The sequence below is a fragment of the Polaromonas sp. P1_E12 genome (genome assembly GCF_056405975.1).
In genome coordinates, this window is sequence record NZ_JBFUBB010000006.1 from 59914 (window position 1) to 82059 (window position 22146).

The following is a 22146-nucleotide window of genomic DNA, read 5'->3' on the forward strand; positions in this document are numbered from 1 at the left end:
TGTGCAACCGCAGGCGGGAAGTCAAACTGACCGGCATCGTCACGACCAGGCGGCGCGATGCGGTGAAAGGCATCAATCGGCGCTGATTTTCCGCTCGACAATGATTTTCTTCCACCTGGCCGTGTCCGTCTTCACCATGGCCGCAAAGGCCTGCGGGGTGCCACCCGCGGGTTCGGCGCCCAGTCTGGCAAAGCGGTCTTTCACATCGGAATCGGCCAGGGCTGCGTTCACCGCCTGGTTGACCTTGCCTGCCAGGTCTGGCGCCATGCCTTTGGGGCCGTAAACCCCGAACCAGGTGACCGACTCAAAGCCCGGCAGGGTTTCCGCCACCGCCGGCAGATCGGGAGCGAGCGCCGTGCGTTTGAGGCTGGTGACCGCAAGGGCCCGCAGCTTTCCATCTTTCACATGCGGCATGCCGGTGACAAAGGAGTCGAACAGCACGTCGATCTTGCCGCTGATCAGGTCCGGCATGGCCAGTGCCGTACCGCGGTAAGGGATGTGCAGGATGAAGGTCCCCGATTGCGCCTTGAAGTATTCGCTCATCAAGTGGATGATGGTGCCGTTGCCGCTGGACGCGTAGTTCAAACGCCCGGGGTTCTTGCGTGCATGATCGATAAATTCGCCCATGGTCTTTGCCGGCGACGTGTTAGGCACCAGCACCACATTAGGGGAACTTGCCACATAGGCAATCGGCGTGAAGTCTGTTTCCGCGTTGTAGGGAATCCGGGGGTTGACGGCCGGCCCGATGCTGTGGGTGCTTGAAGTCGCCAGCAGCAGCGTGTAGCCGTCAGCAGGCGATTTGGACGCAGCATCGGCGCCTATCGTGCCGCCGGCGCCCGGCCGGTTTTCGACCACAACCGTCTGGCCGATTTTCTCGCCCAGCTTTTGCGACAGGGCCCGTGCCAGGATGTCCGTCGCGCCGCCTGCCGGAAACGGCACGATCATGCGAATGGGTTTGGACGGATAGTTCTGGGCCATGGCGGGGCCCACGAGAGTCACGGCGGAAGCCGCAGCCAGGGAAATAATATGTCTACGTTTCATCTGGCCATTGTGCAACGATTTTGAGCGCCGACTATGTCGCAAACAGGCAAAACAAAAGGCACCCGAAGGTGCCTTTTTTGTATGTGCTTCCCGTTGATCAGTCAGCTTCAACGAAAGCTTCTTCCCGTTTGTTTTTGATGCTTGGCAGCAGCACGATGGCCAGCAGCAGCACGGCGGCTCCCAGCAGTCCGGCCGACAGTGGACGCGTCACAAACACGCTCCAGTCGCCACGTGAAAGCAGCAGGGCCCGGCGCAGGTTCTCTTCCATCATGGGGCCCAGGATGAAGCCCAGCAGCAAGGGAGCGGGTTCGCAGCCGAGCTTGACGAACATGTAGCCGATCACACCGAAGATGCCCACCATCCAGATGTCGAAGGTGTTGTTGTTGGTGGAATACACGCCAATCGCGCAGAAAAGCACGATGGCCGGGAACAGGTAGCGGTAAGGCACAGTCAGCAGCTTGATCCACATCCCGATCAGCGGCAGATTCAGGATCACGAGCATCGCGTTGCCGATCCACATCGAAGCGATCAGGCCCCAGAACAGTTCAGGGTTGCTGGTCATGACCTGCGGGCCGGGCTGAATGTTGTGAATCGTCATGGCGCCCACCATCAAGGCCATTACGGCGTTGGGCGGAATGCCCAGCGTCAGCAGCGGAATGAAGGAGGTCTGCGCGCCGGCATTGTTGGCCGACTCAGGTGCTGCGACGCCGCGGATGTTGCCCTGACCGAAAGGCACTTCACCAGGCCGCATCTTGATTTTCTTCTCAAGGGCGTAACCCGCAAATGCGGCAAGCAAGGCGCCACCGCCGGGGAGAATCCCCAGTGCCGAACCCAGGAAAGTACCCCGCAGCACGGCAGGCGCCATGTTCTTGAAGTCTTCTTTGGTGGGGAAGAGTCCCGAGACCTTGGCGGTGAAAACCTCACGCTCATGCTCCGGCTGCGCCAGATTGCTGATGATCTCGCCGTAGCCGAATACACCCATGGCGATGGTCACGAAACCAATGCCGTCAGTCAGTTCGGGAATGTCAAAGCTGAAGCGGGCAACACCGGAATTCACGTCGGTTCCGACCAGACCCAGCAGCAGGCCCAGCACGATCATGGCAATCGCCTTGAGCAGCGAGCCGGAAGCCAGCACCACGGCGCCGATCAGACCCAGCACCATCAGTGCGAAGTATTCGGCGGGGCCGAACTTGAAGGCCAGTTCGGTCAGCGGCGGTGCAAACGCGGCCAGGATCAAAGTGCCTACGCAACCGGCAAAGAAAGATCCCAGGCCTGCCGCGGCAAGCGCGGGCCCGGCCCGGCCTTTTCTCGCCATCTGGTACCCGTCAATACAGGTCACCACTGAAGACGACTCCCCCGGCAGATTCACCAGAATGGCGGTGGTGGAGCCGCCGTACTGGGCGCCGTAATAAATACCGGCCAGCATGATCAACGCCGACACGGGAGGCAGCGCGTAGGTGGCCGGCAGCAGCATGGCAATCGTAGCCACAGGGCCGATACCCGGCAGAACACCAATCAAGGTACCCAAAATACAGCCGATCAGGCAGTACAACAAATTGATCGGCGTGAATGCCACGCCAAAACCTATCGACAAATGATTTAGCAATTCCATTTTTTATTCTCCTTAGCCGATAAAGAATGGCCAGACCGGGAACTGCAACTTGAGCAGGACGACGAAAGCCAGGTAACTGCCGATGGCCAGCACCGTCGCAAGAATGAAGGTGTTTTTGACCTTCCAGCCCTCTTCGGCCATGCTGGAAATGAAGGTCAGCGCATAAATCGCCACGATCATGCCCATGGCGGGAATCTTGATGCTCGGCAAACCGGCCAGCAAAATGCCAAATACCAGATTGGCCAGAATGATGAAAATGAGGGGCTTCCAGGCCCACTTGCCGATCTTGTCGCCGCCTACGGTTTCCACCACCAGCGCCTTGAAGGTAATAGCACCTCCCAGAACAGCCATCAAAATACCCAGCATGAGAGGGAAGTAACCCGGACCCATACGGGCACCTTCACCCACGTTGTAGGTGGTTGCCCCCCATGCGAACGCCACACCGACCCCCATGAACATGAGGCCGGAGAAAAAGTCTTTCTGACTCTTGATATTCACGGCTGTCTCCTCAATACATATAAAAGAAAGAATCGGTGGATTGTGCATTCAATCACCCGGCCCCCGCCATGTGGCTTTCACTTACCTTTCGTAATCTTTTGGCTTACCTCTTGCTTACAACGGGCCGGCCGCTGTAAAAGGCTGCAAGGACTCAGTCCAAAGACGGGGTGGAGGCCAAAATTTCCTCGATGGTTGTCAGACCCTCTGCCACTTTCAGCGCGCCGGCCAACCGAAGCGGGCGCATACCTTCGCTGACCGCCTGGCGGCGCAGCGCATCGATATTGGGTTCTTTCGAGACCTTTTCCTTGAAGCCTTCCGTGACGGTCAGCAGCTCATAAAGCCCCATGCGCCCACGGAACCCGGTCATCCGGCAATCCACACAGCCCACCGGCTTGTACGGCCGGTAGCCGCCGCTGATTTGCCAGGGTTTGACCAGGTCGGCGAGCGTTTCGCGTGAGGCGGCCTCGTCAGGCTGGCGGCAATTGCTGCACAAGGTGCGTACCAGCCGCTGGGCCAGCACACCCAGCAAGGTGGCGTTGATCAGGTAAGAAGGAACCCCGAGTTCCATCAGGCGGGACACCGCCGACGGGGCGTCATTGGTATGCAGTGTGCTGAAAACCAGGTGGCCAGTCAGCGCGGCTTGCACGGCCATCTCGGCCGTCTGCAGGTCGCGGATTTCGCCCACCATGATGATGTCCGGATCCTGCCGCATCAGCGCGCGCAGCCCTTCGGGAAAGTCGAAATCCAGATGCGGCTGGACTTGTGTCTGGTTAAAGGAGGCCTCGATCATTTCGATCGGGTCCTCAATCGTGCTGACGTTGACTTCTTCAGTCGCAAGCCGCTTGAGCGTGGAATAAAGCGTGGTGGTCTTGCCGGAGCCGGTAGGCCCGGTGACCAGGACAATGCCATAGGGCCGCTTGACCAGTTGCTCCCATCGTTCGGCGTCGTGCTGCGAAAAACCCAGTGCATCCAGGTCCTTGACCGTGGTGTCCGGGTCAAAAATCCGCATCACCATTTTTTCGCCGAAGGCTGTGGGCAAAGTGGACAGGCGCATCTCAACTTCGTCGCCGCGCGGGTTGCGGGTCTTGATGCGGCCATCCTGTGGTCGGCGCTTTTCCACCACATCCATGCGGCCCAGCAGCTTGATGCGGGCGGTCATGGCGTTGTGCACGCCCATGGGCAGTTGATAGACCGGATGCAGCACGCCGTCGATGCGAAAGCGGATCACGCCCTGCTCGCGCCGCGGCTCCAGGTGGATGTCGCTGGCGCGCTGGTCAAAGGCGTACTGCCAGAGCCAATCCACCACCTGCACCACGCCCTGGTCGTTGGCGTCCAGCTGCTTGTTGCTTTTGTTCAGCTCAACCAGTTGTTCAAAGCTCGCCGACGTCGCCCCACCGCCGGCCTTGATCGCCGCCTTGACGGATTTGGCCAGTGCAAAAAATTCGGCGGTGAACTTGGTGATTTCGAGGGGGCTGGCAACCACAAGGCGTACGCTGCGCTTGGCCTGACGTTCGACCTCCTGCACCCAATCAGTCACGAAAGGCTCCGAAGTGGCAATCACCACCTCGCTGGGGGTCACCTGCACCGGCAGTACCTTGTGCCGCTCGGCATACATGGCCGACATGGTGTCCGCCACCTTGCCCACGTCCACCTTGAGCGGGTCAATCCGCAGGTAGGCAAGGCCGGCCCGTCCGGCCAGCCATTGCGTGATCGTTTCCATGTCCAGGGGTTTGCCGTCGGCCAGGCGTGTCATGCCGACACTGGCAAGCCGGGTTAACGGCGGCTGCGCGCTTTGCACCTGGGAGCAGCGTGCAATCGTGCGCTGGGCTTCGGCGGCGCTGATGACGCCGTCTTCGCTGAGCCACTCAACCAGCATGCGCCAGCCCAGCGGCCCGGCAGGAGGCTTTTTCACGTGCAGGTCTTTGGGGTGTTTGGGGTGCGTCACGGCGCTCATGGGTCGCACTGTACCCCATCCACCTGGGTCTTTACCATCCGCGCGGCATCATCATCACGCCGCCGGCGCAAAGAGCCGCAGCCATTTTTTGGCAGGCAGCTTCCAGCACGACTCGATGACACCGGCCTGCTGCAGCAGGTCGGCCCGCTCGGGACGCGTCGGGTCGCGTTGGGCCAGCACCACAGTGTTGCCTTCGCGCGTCGGCCGAAACGCCCAGACCGCCTCGGGCCCGAACGCTTCCGCAATTTTTGTCAGCGACTGCACGTAACTTGAATCACGGCCAAAAAGATTCACCGTCATCACGCCGTCTTCCGCCAGAAGCCCGCGGCAGTCTTCATAAAAATCCGCGCTGTCCAGCACCGGCGCCGCCGCTTCATGGTCATACAGGTCGACATGCAGGAAGTCCACCATTCCCTGGTGCACAGGGTTTTTGATTTCCAGCGCCGCATCGGCTTCAATGACATGCAGCCTCAGGTCGTCCCGCGGCAGCTTGAACCAGAGCCGGCAGGCCGTGATCACCTGCGGATTGATTTCAATCGCCGTGGTTTTCATGCGCAGCTTTTTATAGCAAAACTTGGTCAGCGCGGCAGAACCCAAGCCCAGCTGCATCGCGTGCTTTTTAGACACAGCCGCCGCGTCGGTGAACAGCAGCCCCGCCATCATGCGCTGCACGTACTCCAGTTCGATGTCATACGGTGCATCGCGCAGCATGGAGCCCTGCACCCATTCGGTGCCCAGATGCAAAAAGCGCACCTCACCGTAGTCGGAGAAATTGACTTCGGGTAGTTCGGCCGTCGTTTTCACTGTTTCTTTTTTTGACATCAAACCAGTCCATGCTTTTCAAATACTTCACGCCAGGCAGCGAGTTTGCGCTCAAAACTCCAGGAAGCATTCGCCGGGCTGGTGGAAGGCAGCTTGTAGAACTGGACCCCCACGCTCGGCACTGACGTGTCCTCGCTGCCCCCCGAGGGGGTGCTCGCGCCTTGGGGCTGCCCGGCGGCGCTCAGGGCAGCCTTCACAACCAATGAATGCTTGAAGCTTTCACCACCGTTATGCGCAATGGCTTCCAGCCTGGGACACAGGCCCTTGAGACCCGCCAGGTCGTTCACCACCGCATTGCGGATATTGCTGTCCAGGCTGCCCTCGCGTTCACAGGCAGCGTACACGTCCCACAGGCCAAGCCCTTTTGACAAAAGCCATTCGCTACGAATTTGATAGCTGCTCGCGCCCGTTCCCATTGGACCATCGGGCCAAATGGCTTGCAAAATCTTCCAGAAATGGTTTTGCGGGTGGCCGTAATACTGCTGCGCAGCCAGTGAGGCGGCGCCCGGAAAGCTCCCCAGTACCAGCAGCCGAGTGCCGGGAGAAACCAGCGGCGCCAGACCTGCCAGCACAGGTTTAGCGGTGTCCTCGGTGCCCTTTTTCACGCCAGAAGGGCTCTCAGTTTCGGCAGCGCCCGCAATGCGTTGGCGGTCGTTGCGGCCGCCAGCGACTCCAGCGGAATTCCCCGCAAATCCGCCACCTGCTTCGCAATGCGCGGCAACTCGCCCGGCTCATTGCGGCCCTGGGCCTGGCCCGCTTCGCGCTCCGCCGCGGTTTTGTAGATCCAGTGGGGCGGAATGTCAGGCGAATCCGTTTCCATCACCAGCGCCTCCAGGGGCAGTTCTGCCGCCAGGCGCCTGAGTTGCAAGGCAGGCTCAAACGTGACGGCGCCGCCAAAGCCCAGCTTCAGGCCCAGCTTGATGAATTCCGCCGCCTGTTGCTCGCTGCCGTTGAACGCATGGCCGATGCCGTGCCACCCGCTCTCGGGCGCCAGGTCGCGCAGGTGCTTGAGCAACTTGTCAGCCGATCGCCGCACGTGCAGGATGACCGGCAGGCCGTGCTTGCGCGCCAGCTTGAGTTGCTCGCGGTAGAAGTGCTCCTGGCGTTCACGCATCGGGCTTTGCGTCAGGGCAGGCACAAAATAATCAAGGCCAATTTCACCCACCGCGACCAATCGCGGATCAGACCGCCTCAACGCAAGCTCGTTATCCAGCGCCTGCAGGTCGGCGTCTTGCGCCTGGGGCACACACAGCGGATGAATGCCCAGCGCATAGCTGTCGGAAAAACGGTGTGCCAGCACACGGACTGCCTCGAAATTGAACACGCCCACCGCCGGCAGCACGCAGTGTGCAACGCCTGCAGCGGCTGCCCGCGCACGAACTTCAGCGACATCGACGGACAGTTCACCGGCGTCAAGATGGCAGTGTGTATCTACCCAGAAAGTCATTCAGTCAATGCGGCAGGGCACCCGGGATATGAAAAGAAGAGGTACAAAAAAAGGAACGGCCTGGCGCAGGCCTTGCTTGCGGAAGATGTTGACACAGAAATGAAATCGGGACACGCTATGCTTTTTTTGAGGAAATGCACGCGCAATTCGTTACCGTTTTTTTTGCCCCCCGATCTCTTTTCGTCAACCTCTGTCAACCACCGTCGACTGATAACCCAAGGAAAAGCCAACATGAAATTATCCCGTCTGATGAGCCACATTCTCGGAGCCGGCCTCGTTGTTTCAAGTATGGCCAGCCCCGCCTGGGCACAAGACCAGAAGTTGCGGCTGATTACCTGGGCCGACTATGTGCCGGCCGATGTCGTGGCGCAGTTCAAGAAGGAGACCGGGATCGACGTTGAGCTCACGCTGTCCAATAACGAAGAAATGATTTCCAAGCTGCGCGCCACCGGCGGCGCCGGCTTTGACCTGGCCCAGCCCTCGCAGGACCGCATCACCGGCCCGCAGCAGGAGTTCGGCATTTACAAGCCCATGGACCTCAGCAAGATCAAATCCGATCTGTTCATCCCGTCCATGCTGGAAGCCACCAAGAAAAACACCACGCTGGACGGCAAGGTTTATGGCCTGCCGCACATCTGGGGCACCGACGGCCTCGTCGTCAATACCAAGCTGGCCAAGATGACCGACTACCCCGACCTGTGCAAGGCAGATGTCAAGGGCAAAACCGCCGTGCGCCTGAAGCGCCCCACGCTGCTGGCCTTCGCCTTTGCTTCCGGCAAAGACCCGTTTGCGCTCTACAAGGACCCGAAAGCCTACGGCGCGCTGATGGACGAAGTCGGCAAGACCATGATTGCCTGCAAGAGCAACATCAAGTTCTACTGGGACAACAAGGATCAGCTGCTCAACGGCATGCGCGCCGGTGAAGTGGTGGGCGCCATGATGTGGGACACCGGCGGCTGGAAGCTCAATGCCGAAAAACCTGAAATCCAATACATCGCACCGAAGTCGGGCGCACTCGGCTGGATCGACACCTTCGCCATCCCGGCCAAAGGCCGCAACGATGCCGCCGCCTACGCCTGGATCAACTTCAACATGCGCCCCGAGATTGCCGCAAAAGTGGCAGGCTCTGCCGGCAACTTCACCGCCTCCAAGGGAGCCGACCAGCTGGCCGATCCCAAGCTGAAAGCCCAGTTCGCCGCCAGCTTCCCTGAAGCCGCGTTGAAAAACGTGAAGTGGTATCCCGCAGTGCCTGCCGGCATCGAGGACATCGAAGGCCGCGTATTAGACCGCGTGAAAGCAGCCCAATAACCGGCAACCGGCCTATCACCGGTGCACGCAGACCTTCAAGCCGAACACGTCGGTAAAACCTACGCCGGCCAGCCCGCGGTCAAGGACTTGTCCTTTACCGTGGAGCGCGGCAGCTTCTTTTCCATTCTCGGCCCGTCGGGCTGCGGAAAGACGACGCTGCTGCGCATGATCGCCGGCTTTCTGTCGCCCGATGCGGGCCAGATCCACATCGGCGGCAAACCCATGAACGGCGTGCCACCCAACCAGCGGCCCGTCAACATGGTGTTCCAGCACCTGGCGCTGTTCCCCATGATGTCGGTCGGCGAAAACGTCGGCTACGGCCTGGCGCGGCGCGGCTTGTCGCGCGCCGACATTGCCAGCAAGGTCGGCGCCATGCTTGAACGCGTGAGCCTGCCCGGCATGCAGGACAAGCGCGTCGATCAACTGTCAGGCGGGCAGCGGCAGCGCGTGGCGATTGCGCGCAGCCTGGTGCTCGAACCCACACTGCTGCTGCTCGACGAACCGCTGGGCGCGCTGGATTTAAAGCTGCGCGAGCACATGAAAGTCGAGCTCAAGCAGCTGCAGGCGGCCTTCGGCACCACCTTTGTTTACATCACGCACGACCAGTCCGAGGCATTGGTGCTGTCCGACCATGTCGCAGTCATGAATGCCGGCAGTTTTGAGCAGGTGGGTACACCGCAAGAGCTGTACTACCAGCCGCAAACGCCTTTCGTCGCGGGCTTTGTGGGCGCCAACAACAAGCTGCAGGGCAGTGCCGCCGCCGGCACGGAAGCCGGCAACGTGGTGGCGCTGACGACAGGCCAGGGCCTTGCCATGCGGGCCCGCGCTGTCGGCAAAATCCTGACCGACCAGTCCGTGCAGGCGTTTGTACGGCCCGAGGCGATCAGTCTGGCCCGCGACGCCGCGGAGCTGCCCGCTGACCACACAGCCTACGCGGGCCAGGTTGAGAGCCTGCTCTTCGACGGCGCCAATTCGGCCGTATTGCTGCGCGAAACCACCAGCCGTACGGAATTTCGTATCGCGCTACCGCAGACCGGGCGCTTTGCCGACTTGCGTGTCGGTGAAACGGTGGCCTTCAGCTTCGACCCCGCGCAAGCCACCTGTTTTGGGACAACCGGCGCCTAGCGCCTGCAGATCATGCAAGCCGCAGCCGCCATGCCCGCAGCAAATGCCGGACCCGCATCGGCGCAGGCCAAACTTATCCTGCTGTTGTTGCTGGCGCCGGCGCTGATCTGGCTGGTGGGCCTGATCGTTCTGCCGCACATCGACCTGGCCATCCTGTCGCTGCGCGAACGCATCGCACCGCGGCAATACGCGCCCAGCATCGCGCAGTACCGCACCTTTATCGACGAACCGCTATATTGGCACACCTTTGTGCGCACCGCCGTCATGTCCATCCTGGCCACGCTGATCACCTTGCTGCTGGCGTTTCCCATCGCCTGGACGATTGCCAAGCTGGTGCGCGGCCGCGCCAAGTCGCTGCTGCTGGTGATGTGCCTGATCCCCTTCTGGGTCAGCGAAACCGTGCGCACCCTGGGCTGGATGATTCTGCTGCGCGAATCGGGCGTGCTGCCCGCCGTGCTGGTGCAGCTGGGCCTCACTGATGCACCTGTAGAGCTGCTCTACCGCGACGCCACAATTCTGGTTGGCCTGGTGTACACGTCCATGCTGTTCATGGTGGTGCCGCTGATCAGTGCGCTTGAAAGTCTGGATGACACGCTGATAGAAGCCGCCTATGACCTGGGCGGCAACGGCCCTTCCATCCTGCGGCAAATCGTCATTCCGCATGCCGCGCCCGGCATCCTCGCCGGTTGCATCGTGGTCTTCATGCTGACCTTGGGCAACTACCTCACACCCACGCTGTTGGGAGGCAAGAACTCGCTCTGGTTTACCGAGCAGATCTACACCCAGTTCATCACGCGCTTTAATTGGGAGCAAGGCGCGGCGTTTGGATTTTTGCTGCTGGGTTTGTCCACTGCCATCGTCTGGCTAGGGCTCAAGTTGACCGGCCAAAAATTTGGTGAAGTAATGAGGAAAACATGACGCCCCCCCGTTGGACCTCACTGCGTGTAGCTCCCTCCCCCCTAGCAGGGGGCGACCGCTGCGGCCCGGCAAAGCCGGTTCCGCGCCGTCACTGGCGAAGACTTGGGGAGAGTGTTAGATGATCGCCTCCCTGCCCCGGCCCGCCTGGCTGCGCACAGGCACGGTGGTGTATGGGCTGGCGTTTTTCGCCTTCCTGTTCCTGCCGCTGGTGGTGGTCGCAGTGTTTGCCTTCAATGACGCGCCCTACCCGGCGCCCCCCTGGCACGGCTTCACGCTCGACTGGTTTTTTGGCAGCAAGGCCGGGCGCACAGGCCTTTTTGCCGATCGCCCCATGCTCGCCAGCCTCTGGACCAGTGTGGTGGTGGCCGGCTGGGTCACGCTGCTGGCGGTGCTGGTGGGCACGACCAACGCCTTTTTGATTGAACGCAGCCGCTTTCCGGGCAAGCAGGCGCTGTCGATGCTGATGCTGGCGCCGCTGGTCATTCCCGGCGTCATCCTGGGTATTTCCATCCTGGCGTTTGCCAGCCGCCTGGCCCAGTTTGCCGATGACTGGTGGGGGCTGGAGCTGGATTTCCTGCGGCCGGGGCTTCCGCTGGTGGTGCTCGGCCAGTTTTCCTACATCGTGTCCATCGCCACGCTCATCATTTCGGCCCGCCTGAAACGTTTTGACATCACCCTGGAAGAAGCCGCCTACAACCTGGGCGCCTCCCGCGCCGCGGTCTTCGCCACCATCACCCTGCCTTACCTGAAACCCGCGCTCATCGGCGCTGCAGCGATCTCGTTTTTGATGTCCTTCGAGAACTTCAACACCACGCTGATGCTGGTCGGCTCGGACGCACCGCTGACCGTCATGATGTACGGACGCATGCGCGAGGGCGCCACGCCGGTGCTCAATGCCGTCAGCCTGTTCCTGATGTTGGCCTCGGCGGCCCTGGCGCTGACCCTGCTGCGCAAGCCCGCCGACAGCCCCGGCGCCTGAAGCAGTCCAAGCCGCCCCAAAATCGGGCTCGAATCGAGCCCAGACTGCGCAGTAACAAGCACTTTACAAAGCCCCCTACGCCTATACCCAAATCACGTGCACGGATGCACAAATCGTGATACGGTGCAACTGTAAATACGGGGCCTGAAGCAGGTTTTCACGCCCGGTGGTATCAGCCCGGTTTTGACATTGACCTCACAGGTGAACGGATGCGCAGGCCAGCCCTTTACAGCAGTTCAAACCGTCCGGCGCAGGGCGCGGGTGATGCCCAGGCGCAGCCGCCCGAGCAGGCTTCCGGCCCAGACGGCGCCATTCCAGCCCCCGCACCTTCCCGTTTTCCCCGGGCCTCCCGCCTGGCCAAACGGCTTGCCCAAAACCAGCTTTACCTGCTCTGGTCGGTCGTCGGCCTGCTGGCCCTGCTGCTGGCCATCAGCTTTGCCTCCCCGCTGCGGCCTGCGGCCCGCAAGCTGACGCAGGAAGACATCAACGCGGCCGTCCTCAAAACGCTGGAGACCACAGTCCTGCCCTCCCCCGGAACCCGCGCTTACGACACCATCATCCCCTCTGTCGTGCGCATCGTGGGGCTGGGTAAAGACAAGGACGGCAAGGAAGACGGCGAGCGCAGCGTGGGCACCGGCGTGGTCATCGTCGACAAGGGCATCATCCTGACCAACCTGCACGTGGTGCAGGGCGCCACCACCATCAAGGTCACGTTCGCGGACGGCCTCGAATCCACCGCCAGCATCACCGGCGTACAGCCCGAGAACGACCTGGCCGTGCTGCAGGCCCACAAGATTCCCGACGACATGATTGCCGCCACCATGCGCTCCACCGCCGACCTGGCGCCGGGCGACCGTGTCATGGCTGTGGGTTATCCCTTCGGCATCGGGCCCTCGGCCTCAGAGGGCATCATCTCGGGGCTCAAGCGCAACTTCCGCTCGCCCGAAGGCAAGCAGATGATGAGCAACCTGATCCAGTTCGACGCCGCCGCCAATCCCGGCAACTCGGGCGGCCCGCTGGTCACCATGGACGGCGAAGTGGTCGGCATCGTGACCGCCATCTTCAACCCCAACCAGCAGCGCACGTTTGTCGGCATCGGTTTTGCGGTGCCGATTGAAAACGCAGCCTCGGCCGCCGGCATGCCCCCCTTCTGAAGACTTTAAGGACATCGACGCATGGAACAGCACACGCCCGAACATTCCGCCGCCGGCCATGACGCCACCGCGCAGCTGATGGAGCAGATCCTCTATGAAGTCAAACGTGTGGTGGTGGGGCAAGACCGCTTCCTCGAGCGCGTCATGGTCGCCATCCTGGCGCAGGGGCATTTGCTGGTGGAAGGCGTTCCCGGCCTGGCCAAGACGCTGACCATCAAGACGCTGGCCAACACCGTGCAGGGCAATTTCAAGCGCATCCAGTTCACCCCCGACCTGGTGCCGGCTGACCTGGTGGGCACGCGCATCTACAACCAGAAAACCGGCGAGTTCACCACCTCGCTCGGGCCGGTGTTTACCAACCTGCTGCTGGCCGACGAAATCAACCGCGCGCCCGCCAAGGTGCAAAGCGCGCTGCTGGAAGTGATGCAGGAACGCCAGGTCACGATTGCCGGCATCACCCACAAAGTGCCCGAGCCCTTCCTCGTCATGGCCACGCAAAACCCGATTGAAACCGAAGGCACTTATCCGCTGCCCGAAGCGCAGGTCGACCGCTTCATGATGAAGGTACTGGTGGACTACCCGACCGACGAAGAAGAATTCGTCATCGTCCAACGCGTGACCGGCCCAGCCGTTGCCGTCAGCGCCGTGGCCACCACCGAACAGCTGGCCGCGCTGCAGGCCGAATGCCGCCGCATTTACGTTGACCCGTCCCTTGTGCAGTACGCCGTGCGGCTGGTGTCGGCCACACGCAACCCGACCAGGCACGGCCTGAAAGACTTGCAGCGCTTCATCACCTTCGGCGCCAGCCCGCGCGCCACCATCAACCTGACCGAAGGCGCCCGCGCGCTGGCCATGCTGCGCGGACGCAGCTACGCCCTGCCCGAAGACATGACAGACCTCGTACCCGACGTGCTGCGCCACAGGCTGGTGCTGTCCTACGAAGCGCTGTCTGAAGGTCTGTCGGCCGACGGCCTAGTCGCGAAGATCATGGCCAAAATCCCGCCCCCAGCAAAACCCTTAGAGCATGAAAAACTCGCAGCCTAAAAATATGAGCCCCCACGGTCGCTCACTGCGTGTAGCTCCCTGCCCCCCGAGGGGGCCGCTGCGCCTGCGGCCCGGCAAAGCCGGTTCCGCGGCCCCGGCTTGCATGAAACCTCGTCAAGCCTGTCACTGACATGAAAACCTTGCCGCCCGAACCCAAGGCGAAACCCGCTTCAGCAGCGAGCGCAGAACAACTGCTGCGCCGGCTGGAGTGGACCGTGCTGCGTCGGCTTGACGGCCTGCTGCAGGGTGACTACCGCACCTTGCTGCGCGGCACCGGCATGGACCTGGCCGACCTGCGTGAGTACCAGCACCACGACGACGTGCGCCACATCGACTGGAACGTCACCGCCCGGCTGGAGCAACCCCATGTGCGCGTGTTTACCGAAGACCGCGAAATGAGCGCCTGGTTCCTGCTGGACCTGAGCCCTTCGATGGACTTTGGCTCCAGCGAGCTGCGAAAGCGCAATGTGTCCGCTGAATTTGTCGCCGTGCTGGCCCGCATGCTGACACGCCACGGCAACCGCGTGGGCGCCATGCTCTATGGCTCCGGTGTTGATGCCGTGATCCCCGCACGCGGCGGCCGCCACCACGTGCTGCATTTGCTGCACACCTTGCAGGCCCGTCCCGAAACCACACTTCTCGGCCCCACACGCCTGCACGAGCTGCTCGAGTCCGCGGCCAGCTTCATACGCCGGCGCTCCACCGTGTTTGTGGTGTCCGACTTCATCAGCGAACCCGGCTGGGAAAAGCCGCTGGGCCAACTCGCCCGCCGGCATGAAGTGGTCGCCGTGCGCCTGCTCGACCCGCTGGAGCTGGACCTGCCCGACCTGGGCCTCATTCCCATCCGCGACGTCGAAACCGGCGAGCAACTGCTGGTCGACACCCACGACGCGGGTTTCCGCAAACGCTTTGCACGCATCGCGGCCCAGCGCGAAGCCGAGCTGCGCCAGTCGCTGGCGCGTGCCGGCGTGGACACGCTGGAGCTTTCCACCGACGACAACCTGGTTGACGCCATCCTGCGGTTTACCGAGCTCCGCAAACGGCGCAGCCGTACATCAGGCGCCAACGCAGCAGGCGGCAAGCTGCCGGCTCACCTGAAACACGCCGCCTGAAGAAGCCGCCAAGGAACATCCATGAACTTCAGCTGGTTGACCTCATTCATGTCAAAACTTCCCCTGCCGACTTTCCTCTGGCCGGAGTTTTTATGGCTGCTGCTGGCCATTCCCCTGCTGGTGGCCGTGTATGTGTGGCTGCTGCGCCGCAAGAAAAAAATCGCGCTGCGCTACGCCAGCCTTTCCATCGTGCGCGAAGCCATGGGCCGCGGCCAGAGCTTTCGCCGGCATGTTCCGCCCCTGCTGTTTTTGCTGTCCATCGCCGCCATGCTGGTGGCGGCATCGCGCCCCTTTGCCGTGATCAGCCTGCCTTCACAACGTGAAACCATCATCCTCGCCATGGACGTCTCAGGCAGCATGCGCGCCACCGACGTCCAGCCCAACCGCCTGGTGGCCGCACAAAACGCCGCCAAGGCTTTTCTGGCCGATTTGCCGCGCAATGTACGCGTCGGCATCGTCGCCTTTGCCGGCACCGCCGCCGTCGTGCAGCAGCCCACCCTCAGCCGCGAAGACCTGACGGCAGCGATTGACAAATTCCAGTTGCAGCGCGGCACCGCCATCGGCAATGGCATCGTCGTGTCGCTGGCCGAGCTGTTCCCCGACGCAGGCATCGACATCGCCTCCATGCAGTACGGAAGGGAAAAGCCCCGCGGCACATCGCTTGACCAGGCCCTGAACCCCGACAAGAACGCCAAAAAAGAATTCACCCCAGTCGCCCCCGGCTCCTACACCTCGGCCGCCATCATCCTGCTGACCGACGGCCAGCGCACCACCGGCGTAGATTCCATCGACGCCGCCAAGCTCGCAGCAGACCGTGGCGTTCGCATCTACACCGTCGGTGTGGGTACGGTGGATGGGGAAACGATTGGTTTTGAAGGCTGGTCCATGCGCGTCAAGCTCGACGAGGAAACCCTCAAAGGCATTGCCCGGGCAACACAAGCCGAGTACTTTTACGCAGGTACGGCGGCCGACCTGAAGAAGGTGTATGAAACCCTCAGTTCACGTCTGGCGATTGAGAAAAAAGAAACCGAGGTCTCGGGATTGCTGGCGCTTCTTGCCGCCGTGCTGGCGCTGGTGTCGGCCAGCTTGTCGCTGCTGTGGTTTAACCGGATTCTTTGAGAGAAAGCCCGCGCAAGCAGCGATTACGACGCAAAAGTGATCAGATCAGGTCGCCCCAGCCTTGACGACAAAGGCCCGCAGCCCGGCCATCTTGCCATCCCGAAAGCGCCAGACATCACAGTAGGCATGGCGGACCGCCTTCCCCTCTTCGTCCTTCAAGGTGATCTCCCCAAGCGCCGCGACAAAGTCGTGCTCCGCGATCATGTGATGGACTTCAAACTTCGGTGGCTCCTGGTACGCGGTCATCATCCATTGGCGAACGGCCTCTTTCCCTTTGATCGTCCTGTCGCCGACAAAAATCCATTCCGAATCTTCCGTGCAGAACTTCAGGAATCCTTCAACGTCGCCTTCGGCGATAGCCGCGTTGGCCTTCTTCAGAATCTCTCTGTTCCTCTCTGACATCAAAAAATCCCTTCTTTGAGACTTGCCGCAGTTCTACCCGTTCAATGCTTCTGGCATTCCTTCGCGAACGAAGTCAGTGCCTGCGTGAAGGCTTCAGGGACCTCCAGCGGCGCGAATTCGCCGCTGCCGCGCAGCACCTCGCCTTTGATGCGCCTGGCGCCAGCGGTCTTCAAGGCGGGTAGGTAGTCGTCCGGTGAACGTCCGTCGGCGTCGCCGCGGAGGTAGAGCATCGGTGTTTCGATGTTCTTGTGCCTGCTGTTGTGCTGGGCATCGGCCTGCAGGGTGCGGTACCAGTCGAAGCCGGCCTTGAGCGCCTCGGGACGCTCATAGGCGCGCGCAAACGCGGCGCGATGTGCTTCAGTCACGGCCTCCTTGTTGCCCGCCAGGAAGTCCGTGAAAAAATCAAAGTAGGTACGCTGGTGGCCTGAAACCAGGAGCTCCGGCAGCTCCGGCAGCGCTTGAAATGCAAAGTGCCAGATGCGAGGATCCGACAGCACCTTTTCCCAGGGATCTATGCCGGGGATGACGGTATTCATGACCACAGCCCCCGCGATGCGGTGCCCGTGGTCGCGTGCGGCTGCATAGGCGATCATCCCGCCGACATCAAAGCCAGCCACCACCATTGAGCGCGCGCCGGCGCGTTCTGCTGCACTGACGACGATATCTGCCAGGATGGTTTTTTCGGCGGAAGGCGGCGCACCGCGCGAATCGCCAATCGCCGGCAAGTCAAAGACCAGGACAAAATGTTCGGTGGCAAGCGCATCGACCACCGGTGCATAGACTTCCTTGCAGTGAGGCCAGCCGTGCAGTAGCATAATCGCGGGCTTGGCGGAATCACCCGCCGCCAGCAGGCCCAGGCTCAGGCCTTCATGCTCTACGGTGTCGACGCGCATACGGCAATGTACGAATGCACGCGCATGGAGCGCCAACAAGGACACTCACGCGCGTGCGAGTCGTTCTGTGAACGAGGACCGGTTTACCTCTTCGGTTTGCTGACCTCGTGCCCGATCACACCGCCGACTGCGGCGCCGCCTACGGTCCCCAAGGCGCTGCCACCCGTAAGAGCCGCGCCGGCCACACCGCCTACACCGGCGCCGATGGCGGTGTTTTTCTCCTGAGTCGTCATGCCACTACAGCCCGCCAGACCGGCAAGCACTACCGCACAAAGCGCAGTTTGTTTGATTCCAATCATTTCAGTCTCCTTGAGAACGTTAATGAAAGTGAAGAGCAAATGCCGCTTGATCACGCCGCCAGACCCTCTTCACGTGAATGAATCGCACACGGTTACCGGCTGCACGCCGGGGTGGCTTTTCATTGCTGGTGTCTTCATGCTAGGAGGCTGCGGGTTCTGCGGTGTAGGACGAACTCCCGATATCGGTACGTACTACGCCCGGTACCTCCGGAGGAAATTTCGCATGCAAATCCCGCCCGGACCACTTCTCAAACCTGAACAGGAGCGCACACGCAGCGGGACGCAAACGCGCGTCATCCCATCAAGCGTCTCAGCCCCGTCGTGCCGCCTCTATCGCGGCGACGTCAATCTTTTTCATGGTCATCATCGCGTCGAACACGCGCTTGGCCACTTTGGGGTCGGGGTCGGCTATCCCATCAGTGAGCGCGCGCGGGGTGATCTGCCATGACAGGCCCCACTTGTCCTTGCACCAGCCGCATTCGCTTTCCTGCCCCCCATTGCTGACGATCGCGTTCCACAAGCGGTCGGTTTCAGCCTGGTCATCGGTGGCAATCTGAAAAGAGAATGACTCGTTATGCTTGAAGAGCGGGCCACCGTTCAGCCCGATGCAGGGAATGCCGGCGACGGTGAACTCGACCGTGAGCACGTCCCCCTGCTTGCCGTCGGGGTAGTCGCCCGGTGCATAAAAGAGTTTGCCCACAGTGCTGTCGGGGAAGGTCTTGGCATAGAAGTTTGCGGCCTCAACGGCGCCACCGTCGTACCACAGGCAGATCGTGTTCTTGCTGGTCTTTTTGCTGGCCATGTCGTGTCTCCTGAAAGGTTGGGCACCCGGCGCCCGCCAGAGTGCAAAGGACTCCCATCGTATTCAATTTCGGAAGCCGGGGCCAAGGGTCCCGGCGCCGGTTCCTGGCTGTTCCTAGCCTTTCGACCTGGAAGGGTCAGCAGAGCCTGGATAGGTCCGCTCTTCTTCGAACGTTCCGTCGGCGCGGTGGATTTTGACCGAAGCGGTTTTGCCCACCATGAACTCTCGCGTTGCCTCCAGAATCTCCGCCTTCGTGGGCTTGCTGATGGCCGCGCGGTCGGCGCCCTGCCGGGTCAGGTCCCAGTGGCCGTTGTGCGTCTTGATGTGATAGTTGTCCATACGGTCTCCAAAAAAAGCCATCGTATTGGCGGGGTTCGAAACTCCGCTGTAGGACGGCGCCTATGGATTGCCGGCATCAAGTCGACTTTCAGCAGGTTGGTGCTGAAAAAATTCCGGGGTCGTGGCCAGCGTAGGCATGGGCTCGTCCTGGGGCCCGTTGCGGTTTGCCGGTATCGGCATCGCAACGTTCTTGAACTGTTCGTACGCCGCCTCTTGCGGATCGCGATGGCCCTGCGCATGCTGGGCCTCCATCGCCCAGATTGCCGCCTCGAGCACATCGACCGTGCCTCCGGCCAGGCCCATGATGGTTTCCGTAAAACTTCTGCGCCATTCCTTGCGCTCTTTGGTTGACATGTTGATTCCCCTTCGAGACAGATGAGTGGCATTTGCCACGGGCTCGACGGGGGCTGTCGCACAGCCGACAAGCGGTTGAGGCTATTGCACCCTGACTTCAGCGGCTGCTTTGTAAGGGTATCGAACTGGCAGCTGTAAGACGCGAGCCAGTTGCTGCGGGGCGCGAAGGCGTTGGAAGCATTTGATGACCACGGCTTTCGGGCGGGTTACGGGCCGCGATGGTCAACCACAACGAAATCGGCTGAACTCGCCCATATTGATGAGGCAACTGCAAGGTTGCAGCCCTAGAATCGATCTATACATACAAGGGGGAGTACCGTGTATCGATTTGCTTTTCACCTAGCGTTCTTCACGTTTGCGGCCGCCAACGCCGCTCATGCCCAGAAGTGGCCAGAAGATGTCACTCTGACCCAAATTGTGGACTACCAAGCTAAGCAGGAATCGGATTGTGTTGCTAAAGGGCGGGCTGAGGGCAGCCGGCCAATTGCGGCCGTGACGTCCTATTGCAGCTGCGTATTTGCCTCTTTGAGGGCATCGATGACGTTGCTGGATTGGCGGACTGCTTACGAGTTCTCCTTAGTGGATAAGCGTGCCGAATGGGGTGTATTCGAAAAGCGTGCACAGCCTGTTATCGAATCATGTGCGCGAAAAAATCTCGCCCAATGACTTCCCGCTCTGCCGCCCCCGCGCCGAAGCCCCTCTTCGCCCGCTAACCCTGACTAAAAACGACTATTGGGAGATGATGTGTTTTCTAAAATCAGATGTGCCATTCTTTTAACCAGCTTCTGCCTAGCGAGCTGCGCTCCACCGACGTTATACGTAGCCAACAATCCGGTGGTCAACGAGCGCATGAAGAGCGCCAGGATCGTGTTTAGCAGACCTGCCGAAGTGGCAATAACTTATAAAGTTTATTCAAATCAAACTAAAGAGGCGGCTTTGAAGAACGCCATGAATCAAATTGAGCGAATAACAAAGGCGGTTGAGAACCATGTTCCTCCTCAACTTGCAAGCGCCTTGCAGAAAAAAGGCGTCGTCGCGGGATCGGATGTAATTATTTCTTTGAGGCCAACAGCCGGTTGGGGCGAGACGAATACCACCCCGCGCATCCTATTAGAAGTCAGCATTCAAACTAGCGACCGAACAAAACAACCCTGGATTGCGCGAATTTCGGACGGTAGTTTTGGCGAGTCCAAGACTGCAGAGCAAACTGCCCAAATATTTACCGACCGCATTGTTTTGGAGCTGGCCAAAGCCGACTTTGTATCGGAGTAATCTGGCAAGAGTACAGCCGAGCCGGTTACGTGCACTCGTTCATATTGAGGAGGCGGAGAATTTCTTCATGCGCTACACAGTCATCTTGTCAACATTGCTTCTTTGCTCCGCTTGCAGCGAGACATCGTCTCCACCTGCCGCTGTCATCCCACCCGCAGTGCCCGCCACCGCACCCGCCGCTGCCACTGCACTCGTATTGCCCGGCGCCGAAGAGGCTACGCAAGCATTCCTTCTGATGATGGAAATGCAGGAGTACAAAACTGCCGAACTCAAGCTCGGCACCTGCATCCCGGCTGTTGATGCCAAGCATCAAGGTCAAATCGCCTGCTCGGTGTTATTGAAAATCGGGGCTGGAAGTTCTGAAACCCAGGCAGATTTTTACCGCCGCGGTAATAAGTGGGTGGCCCAGCCGAGCAGCTCGCAAGATTCGCTGCCATTTCCGGATCCCAAGCTTTGAAAGCCATGTCTGACAGGTCGCTCAATGTCGGCAAGTCTGTTTTGGATGCCACATTCTTGGTGCATGATCGATCCAGCCATTTTTTCGCTGTACTTTAGTTATATTCAGTGCCACGTTATCCGGTTTAAGTATGAAATTTATTGCACTTCTTTTGGTGATCTTTTCGGGTGTGTTCTATCTATTCGGCTCGGAAGAAAAAAAGCGGGTTGAGACGATGACCTCAGTTGCCAATTCTCCGGGCTTTGCCCCTGCCAAGATGGATGGCATGACCAAGACATCCGGAAAGCGCAGAGACTCATACCGGGTTCACTTTAAATACGTCGTCGACGGCGTGGCATATCGCACAAGTACATCATCGACAGATGAAAACGGTGCCCTGCAGTACGCCGCCCAGGCCAATGTAGAAGTGGCTTACGATACGCGCAAGCCGTCGGTTGCCACGCTGCGGCGCTACTACGACCTGCGGGACAAGCGGGATAGTGTTGGACGCGCCTTGTTCCTGTCTGCCGTTCTTTCGCTGGGTATCGCCTTGCCCATCGCCCTCGGCTTTGCCTGGCCACTTGGGTGGCTGCGCCGCAAGAAAAAGAATGCTGTCTGACTCATCCATGCGCCAGCCTCTAGAAGTCATTTGCAATTTCAACGGAAAAATGAACGATAAAACATTCAATGCCGAACACTGGGTGGATTCACCCGCAGAAAAATTGTGCGGTGCACATTTCCCCATACTGCCGGAGACAACACGTTGAAACATGGATCTCGACTTCTCGGCGCAGGCCTCATCGCATCTGTGGCCTGGGCTGTAATAGTTTTTGTGCTCACGTTACATACCTATCTAAAAGCGCCTACCTTTCAGGACGCACTCTCAAGGCCATGTCCGTTGCTGTTGAACCAGCTCCTTCCCTCGATTGAGCCGGACCTTCAGGCTTTTCATCCTTCGTTGCAACTGCCGATCGTTGTTTGGTGGGATCGCAAGGCTCAAGAGCCTATCTCCATGTTTTATCCGGGCGAACAGGCAACGTCGTGCGTCTCTCTGGAGCAGCGTGCCAGATTGCAACTGGAACGCCAACGCTCCGGGGCGACGCAGCCCACGCTCCAAATCATGAACCTCAGGCTCGCTGCGCTCGCTCTTACGCCTCTGGCTTTTTTTGCACTCCTGTCCTTGCTGGGCAAACGTCGGCCACCAAATAAAAGATAG

Annotated in this window: 26 protein-coding genes; 13 read left to right on the top strand and 13 right to left on the bottom strand. The window is 60.4% G+C overall.

The features are described 5' to 3' along the window. Positions 1-72: 72 nt before the first annotated feature. The 7 genes from AC1D13_RS16890 to AC1D13_RS16920 all read right to left on the bottom strand — a co-directional run bounded on the left by AC1D13_RS16890 (position 73) and on the right by AC1D13_RS16920 (position 7374). Positions 73-1041: a Bug family tripartite tricarboxylate transporter substrate binding protein gene (locus tag AC1D13_RS16890; protein ID WP_457279524.1), complete on the bottom strand. Its 969-nt coding sequence runs from the start codon at positions 1039-1041 to the stop codon at positions 73-75. Positions 1042-1138: 97 nt separating this feature from the next. Then, complete coding sequence (locus AC1D13_RS16895; protein ID WP_457279525.1) at positions 1139-2653, bottom strand: tripartite tricarboxylate transporter permease; 1515 nt, start codon at positions 2651-2653, stop codon at positions 1139-1141. A 12-nt stretch (positions 2654-2665) separates the two neighbouring features. Then, positions 2666-3151: a tripartite tricarboxylate transporter TctB family protein gene (locus AC1D13_RS16900; RefSeq protein ID WP_457279526.1), complete on the bottom strand. Its 486-nt coding sequence runs from the start codon at positions 3149-3151 to the stop codon at positions 2666-2668. 151 nt (positions 3152-3302) lie between these two features. Beyond that, a complete protein-coding gene (tfpB, locus tag AC1D13_RS16905; RefSeq protein WP_457279527.1) occupies positions 3303-5105 on the bottom strand; it encodes a type IV pilus assembly ATPase TfpB in 1803 nt (600 codons plus the stop codon). Positions 5106-5159: 54 nt separating this feature from the next. Next, entirely contained in the window at positions 5160-5927 is a 768-nt protein-coding gene (locus AC1D13_RS16910) for a class I SAM-dependent methyltransferase (RefSeq protein ID WP_457279528.1), read from the bottom strand. Beyond that, positions 5927-6532, bottom strand: coding sequence for a DNA-deoxyinosine glycosylase (locus AC1D13_RS16915; RefSeq protein WP_457279529.1), 606 nt, complete (start codon positions 6530-6532; stop codon positions 5927-5929). Before AC1D13_RS16915 ends, AC1D13_RS16910 begins: the two co-directional genes overlap by 1 nt. Continuing rightward, entirely contained in the window at positions 6529-7374 is an 846-nt protein-coding gene (locus AC1D13_RS16920; protein WP_457279530.1) for a TatD family hydrolase, read from the bottom strand. Before AC1D13_RS16920 ends, AC1D13_RS16915 begins: the two co-directional genes overlap by 4 nt. A 231-nt stretch (positions 7375-7605) precedes the next feature. On the opposite strand from AC1D13_RS16920, the gene AC1D13_RS16925 reads away from it, so the two are divergent. The 8 genes from AC1D13_RS16925 to AC1D13_RS16960 all read left to right on the top strand — a co-directional run bounded on the left by AC1D13_RS16925 (position 7606) and on the right by AC1D13_RS16960 (position 16133). Continuing rightward, complete coding sequence (locus AC1D13_RS16925) at positions 7606-8682, top strand: extracellular solute-binding protein (RefSeq protein ID WP_457279531.1); 1077 nt, start codon at positions 7606-7608, stop codon at positions 8680-8682. Between the two features lie 21 nt (positions 8683-8703). Then, positions 8704-9807 (top strand): ABC transporter ATP-binding protein, encoded by a 1104-nt coding sequence (locus AC1D13_RS16930; protein ID WP_457279532.1) that lies wholly within the window; start codon positions 8704-8706, stop codon positions 9805-9807. Positions 9808-9837: 30 nt separating this feature from the next. After that, a complete protein-coding gene (locus tag AC1D13_RS16935) occupies positions 9838-10725 on the top strand; it encodes an ABC transporter permease (protein WP_457306408.1) in 888 nt (295 codons plus the stop codon). Between the two features lie 118 nt (positions 10726-10843). After that, entirely contained in the window at positions 10844-11704 is an 861-nt protein-coding gene (locus AC1D13_RS16940; protein ID WP_477689961.1) for an ABC transporter permease, read from the top strand. Between the two features lie 209 nt (positions 11705-11913). After that, positions 11914-12858, top strand: coding sequence for a S1C family serine protease (locus AC1D13_RS16945; protein ID WP_477666156.1), 945 nt, complete (start codon positions 11914-11916; stop codon positions 12856-12858). A gap of 21 nt (positions 12859-12879) precedes the next feature. Then, positions 12880-13902, top strand: a complete 1023-nt coding sequence (locus tag AC1D13_RS16950; protein ID WP_457279536.1) for an AAA family ATPase — start codon at positions 12880-12882, stop codon at positions 13900-13902. A gap of 131 nt (positions 13903-14033) precedes the next feature. Then, positions 14034-15014: a DUF58 domain-containing protein gene (locus AC1D13_RS16955; protein ID WP_477689962.1), complete on the top strand. Its 981-nt coding sequence runs from the start codon at positions 14034-14036 to the stop codon at positions 15012-15014. 21 nt (positions 15015-15035) lie between these two features. Continuing rightward, on the top strand, positions 15036-16133 hold the full coding sequence (locus tag AC1D13_RS16960; protein ID WP_477666154.1) for a VWA domain-containing protein: 1098 nt from the start codon (positions 15036-15038) through the stop codon (positions 16131-16133). 45 nt (positions 16134-16178) lie between these two features. On the opposite strand, the gene AC1D13_RS16965 is transcribed toward AC1D13_RS16960, so the two are convergent. The 6 genes from AC1D13_RS16965 to AC1D13_RS16990 all read right to left on the bottom strand — a co-directional run bounded on the left by AC1D13_RS16965 (position 16179) and on the right by AC1D13_RS16990 (position 19222). Further along, positions 16179-16535: a nuclear transport factor 2 family protein gene (locus AC1D13_RS16965; protein WP_477689963.1), complete on the bottom strand. Its 357-nt coding sequence runs from the start codon at positions 16533-16535 to the stop codon at positions 16179-16181. Positions 16536-16576: 41 nt separating this feature from the next. Continuing rightward, positions 16577-17428, bottom strand: a complete 852-nt coding sequence (locus AC1D13_RS16970) for an alpha/beta fold hydrolase (RefSeq protein ID WP_477689964.1) — start codon at positions 17426-17428, stop codon at positions 16577-16579. A gap of 83 nt (positions 17429-17511) precedes the next feature. Then, positions 17512-17727, bottom strand: coding sequence for a glycine zipper 2TM domain-containing protein (locus AC1D13_RS16975; RefSeq protein ID WP_477666151.1), 216 nt, complete (start codon positions 17725-17727; stop codon positions 17512-17514). A gap of 310 nt (positions 17728-18037) precedes the next feature. Beyond that, the gene (locus AC1D13_RS16980; RefSeq protein WP_477666150.1) at positions 18038-18529 is read right to left on the bottom strand and encodes a VOC family protein; all 492 of its coding nucleotides are present in this window, start codon (positions 18527-18529) and stop codon (positions 18038-18040) included. Between the two features lie 114 nt (positions 18530-18643). Then, positions 18644-18868, bottom strand: a complete 225-nt coding sequence (locus AC1D13_RS16985; protein WP_477648033.1) for a DUF2188 domain-containing protein — start codon at positions 18866-18868, stop codon at positions 18644-18646. Positions 18869-18928: 60 nt separating this feature from the next. After that, on the bottom strand, positions 18929-19222 hold the full coding sequence (locus tag AC1D13_RS16990) for a hypothetical protein (RefSeq protein ID WP_477689965.1): 294 nt from the start codon (positions 19220-19222) through the stop codon (positions 18929-18931). A 318-nt stretch (positions 19223-19540) separates the two neighbouring features. Between AC1D13_RS16990 and AC1D13_RS16995 the strand changes: the two genes are divergently transcribed. From AC1D13_RS16995 to AC1D13_RS17015, 5 genes are all read left to right on the top strand, one after another. Then, the gene (locus AC1D13_RS16995) at positions 19541-19888 is read left to right on the top strand and encodes a hypothetical protein (protein ID WP_477689966.1); all 348 of its coding nucleotides are present in this window, start codon (positions 19541-19543) and stop codon (positions 19886-19888) included. 78 nt (positions 19889-19966) lie between these two features. Beyond that, entirely contained in the window at positions 19967-20494 is a 528-nt protein-coding gene (locus tag AC1D13_RS17000; RefSeq protein WP_477689967.1) for a hypothetical protein, read from the top strand. Positions 20495-20561: 67 nt separating this feature from the next. Beyond that, positions 20562-20951: a hypothetical protein gene (locus tag AC1D13_RS17005; RefSeq protein ID WP_477689968.1), complete on the top strand. Its 390-nt coding sequence runs from the start codon at positions 20562-20564 to the stop codon at positions 20949-20951. 130 nt (positions 20952-21081) lie between these two features. After that, positions 21082-21549, top strand: coding sequence for a DUF3592 domain-containing protein (locus AC1D13_RS17010; protein WP_477689969.1), 468 nt, complete (start codon positions 21082-21084; stop codon positions 21547-21549). A 144-nt stretch (positions 21550-21693) separates the two neighbouring features. Further along, positions 21694-22146, top strand: coding sequence for a hypothetical protein (locus tag AC1D13_RS17015; RefSeq protein ID WP_477689970.1), 453 nt, complete (start codon positions 21694-21696; stop codon positions 22144-22146).

What these genes read in the sequence shown, in the direction of transcription:
- AC1D13_RS16935 (WP_457306408.1), top strand. Translation starts at nt 9,838, where the DNA reads ATGCCCGCAGCAAATGCCGGACCCGCATCGGCGCAGGCCAAACTTATC.
- AC1D13_RS16975 (WP_477666151.1), bottom strand. Translation starts at nt 17,727, where the DNA reads ATGATTGGAATCAAACAAACTGCGCTTTGTGCGGTAGTGCTTGCCGGT.
- AC1D13_RS16940 (WP_477689961.1), top strand. Translation starts at nt 10,844, where the DNA reads ATGATCGCCTCCCTGCCCCGGCCCGCCTGGCTGCGCACAGGCACGGTG.
- AC1D13_RS16890 (WP_457279524.1), bottom strand. Translation starts at nt 1,041, where the DNA reads ATGAAACGTAGACATATTATTTCCCTGGCTGCGGCTTCCGCCGTGACT.
- AC1D13_RS16955 (WP_477689962.1), top strand. Translation starts at nt 14,034, where the DNA reads ATGAAAACCTTGCCGCCCGAACCCAAGGCGAAACCCGCTTCAGCAGCG.
- AC1D13_RS16970 (WP_477689964.1), bottom strand. Translation starts at nt 17,428, where the DNA reads ATGCGCGTCGACACCGTAGAGCATGAAGGCCTGAGCCTGGGCCTGCTG.
- AC1D13_RS16925 (WP_457279531.1), top strand. Translation starts at nt 7,606, where the DNA reads ATGAAATTATCCCGTCTGATGAGCCACATTCTCGGAGCCGGCCTCGTT.
- AC1D13_RS16990 (WP_477689965.1), bottom strand. Translation starts at nt 19,222, where the DNA reads ATGTCAACCAAAGAGCGCAAGGAATGGCGCAGAAGTTTTACGGAAACC.
- AC1D13_RS16965 (WP_477689963.1), bottom strand. Translation starts at nt 16,535, where the DNA reads ATGTCAGAGAGGAACAGAGAGATTCTGAAGAAGGCCAACGCGGCTATC.
- AC1D13_RS17005 (WP_477689968.1), top strand. Translation starts at nt 20,562, where the DNA reads ATGCGCTACACAGTCATCTTGTCAACATTGCTTCTTTGCTCCGCTTGC.
- AC1D13_RS16895 (WP_457279525.1), bottom strand. Translation starts at nt 2,653, where the DNA reads ATGGAATTGCTAAATCATTTGTCGATAGGTTTTGGCGTGGCATTCACG.
- AC1D13_RS16980 (WP_477666150.1), bottom strand. Translation starts at nt 18,529, where the DNA reads ATGGCCAGCAAAAAGACCAGCAAGAACACGATCTGCCTGTGGTACGAC.
- AC1D13_RS16945 (WP_477666156.1), top strand. Translation starts at nt 11,914, where the DNA reads ATGCGCAGGCCAGCCCTTTACAGCAGTTCAAACCGTCCGGCGCAGGGC.
- AC1D13_RS16920 (WP_457279530.1), bottom strand. Translation starts at nt 7,374, where the DNA reads ATGACTTTCTGGGTAGATACACACTGCCATCTTGACGCCGGTGAACTG.
- tfpB (WP_457279527.1), bottom strand. Translation starts at nt 5,105, where the DNA reads ATGAGCGCCGTGACGCACCCCAAACACCCCAAAGACCTGCACGTGAAA.
- AC1D13_RS16985 (WP_477648033.1), bottom strand. Translation starts at nt 18,868, where the DNA reads ATGGACAACTATCACATCAAGACGCACAACGGCCACTGGGACCTGACC.
- AC1D13_RS16960 (WP_477666154.1), top strand. Translation starts at nt 15,036, where the DNA reads ATGAACTTCAGCTGGTTGACCTCATTCATGTCAAAACTTCCCCTGCCG.
- AC1D13_RS17010 (WP_477689969.1), top strand. Translation starts at nt 21,082, where the DNA reads ATGAAATTTATTGCACTTCTTTTGGTGATCTTTTCGGGTGTGTTCTAT.
- AC1D13_RS16910 (WP_457279528.1), bottom strand. Translation starts at nt 5,927, where the DNA reads ATGTCAAAAAAAGAAACAGTGAAAACGACGGCCGAACTACCCGAAGTC.
- AC1D13_RS16950 (WP_457279536.1), top strand. Translation starts at nt 12,880, where the DNA reads ATGGAACAGCACACGCCCGAACATTCCGCCGCCGGCCATGACGCCACC.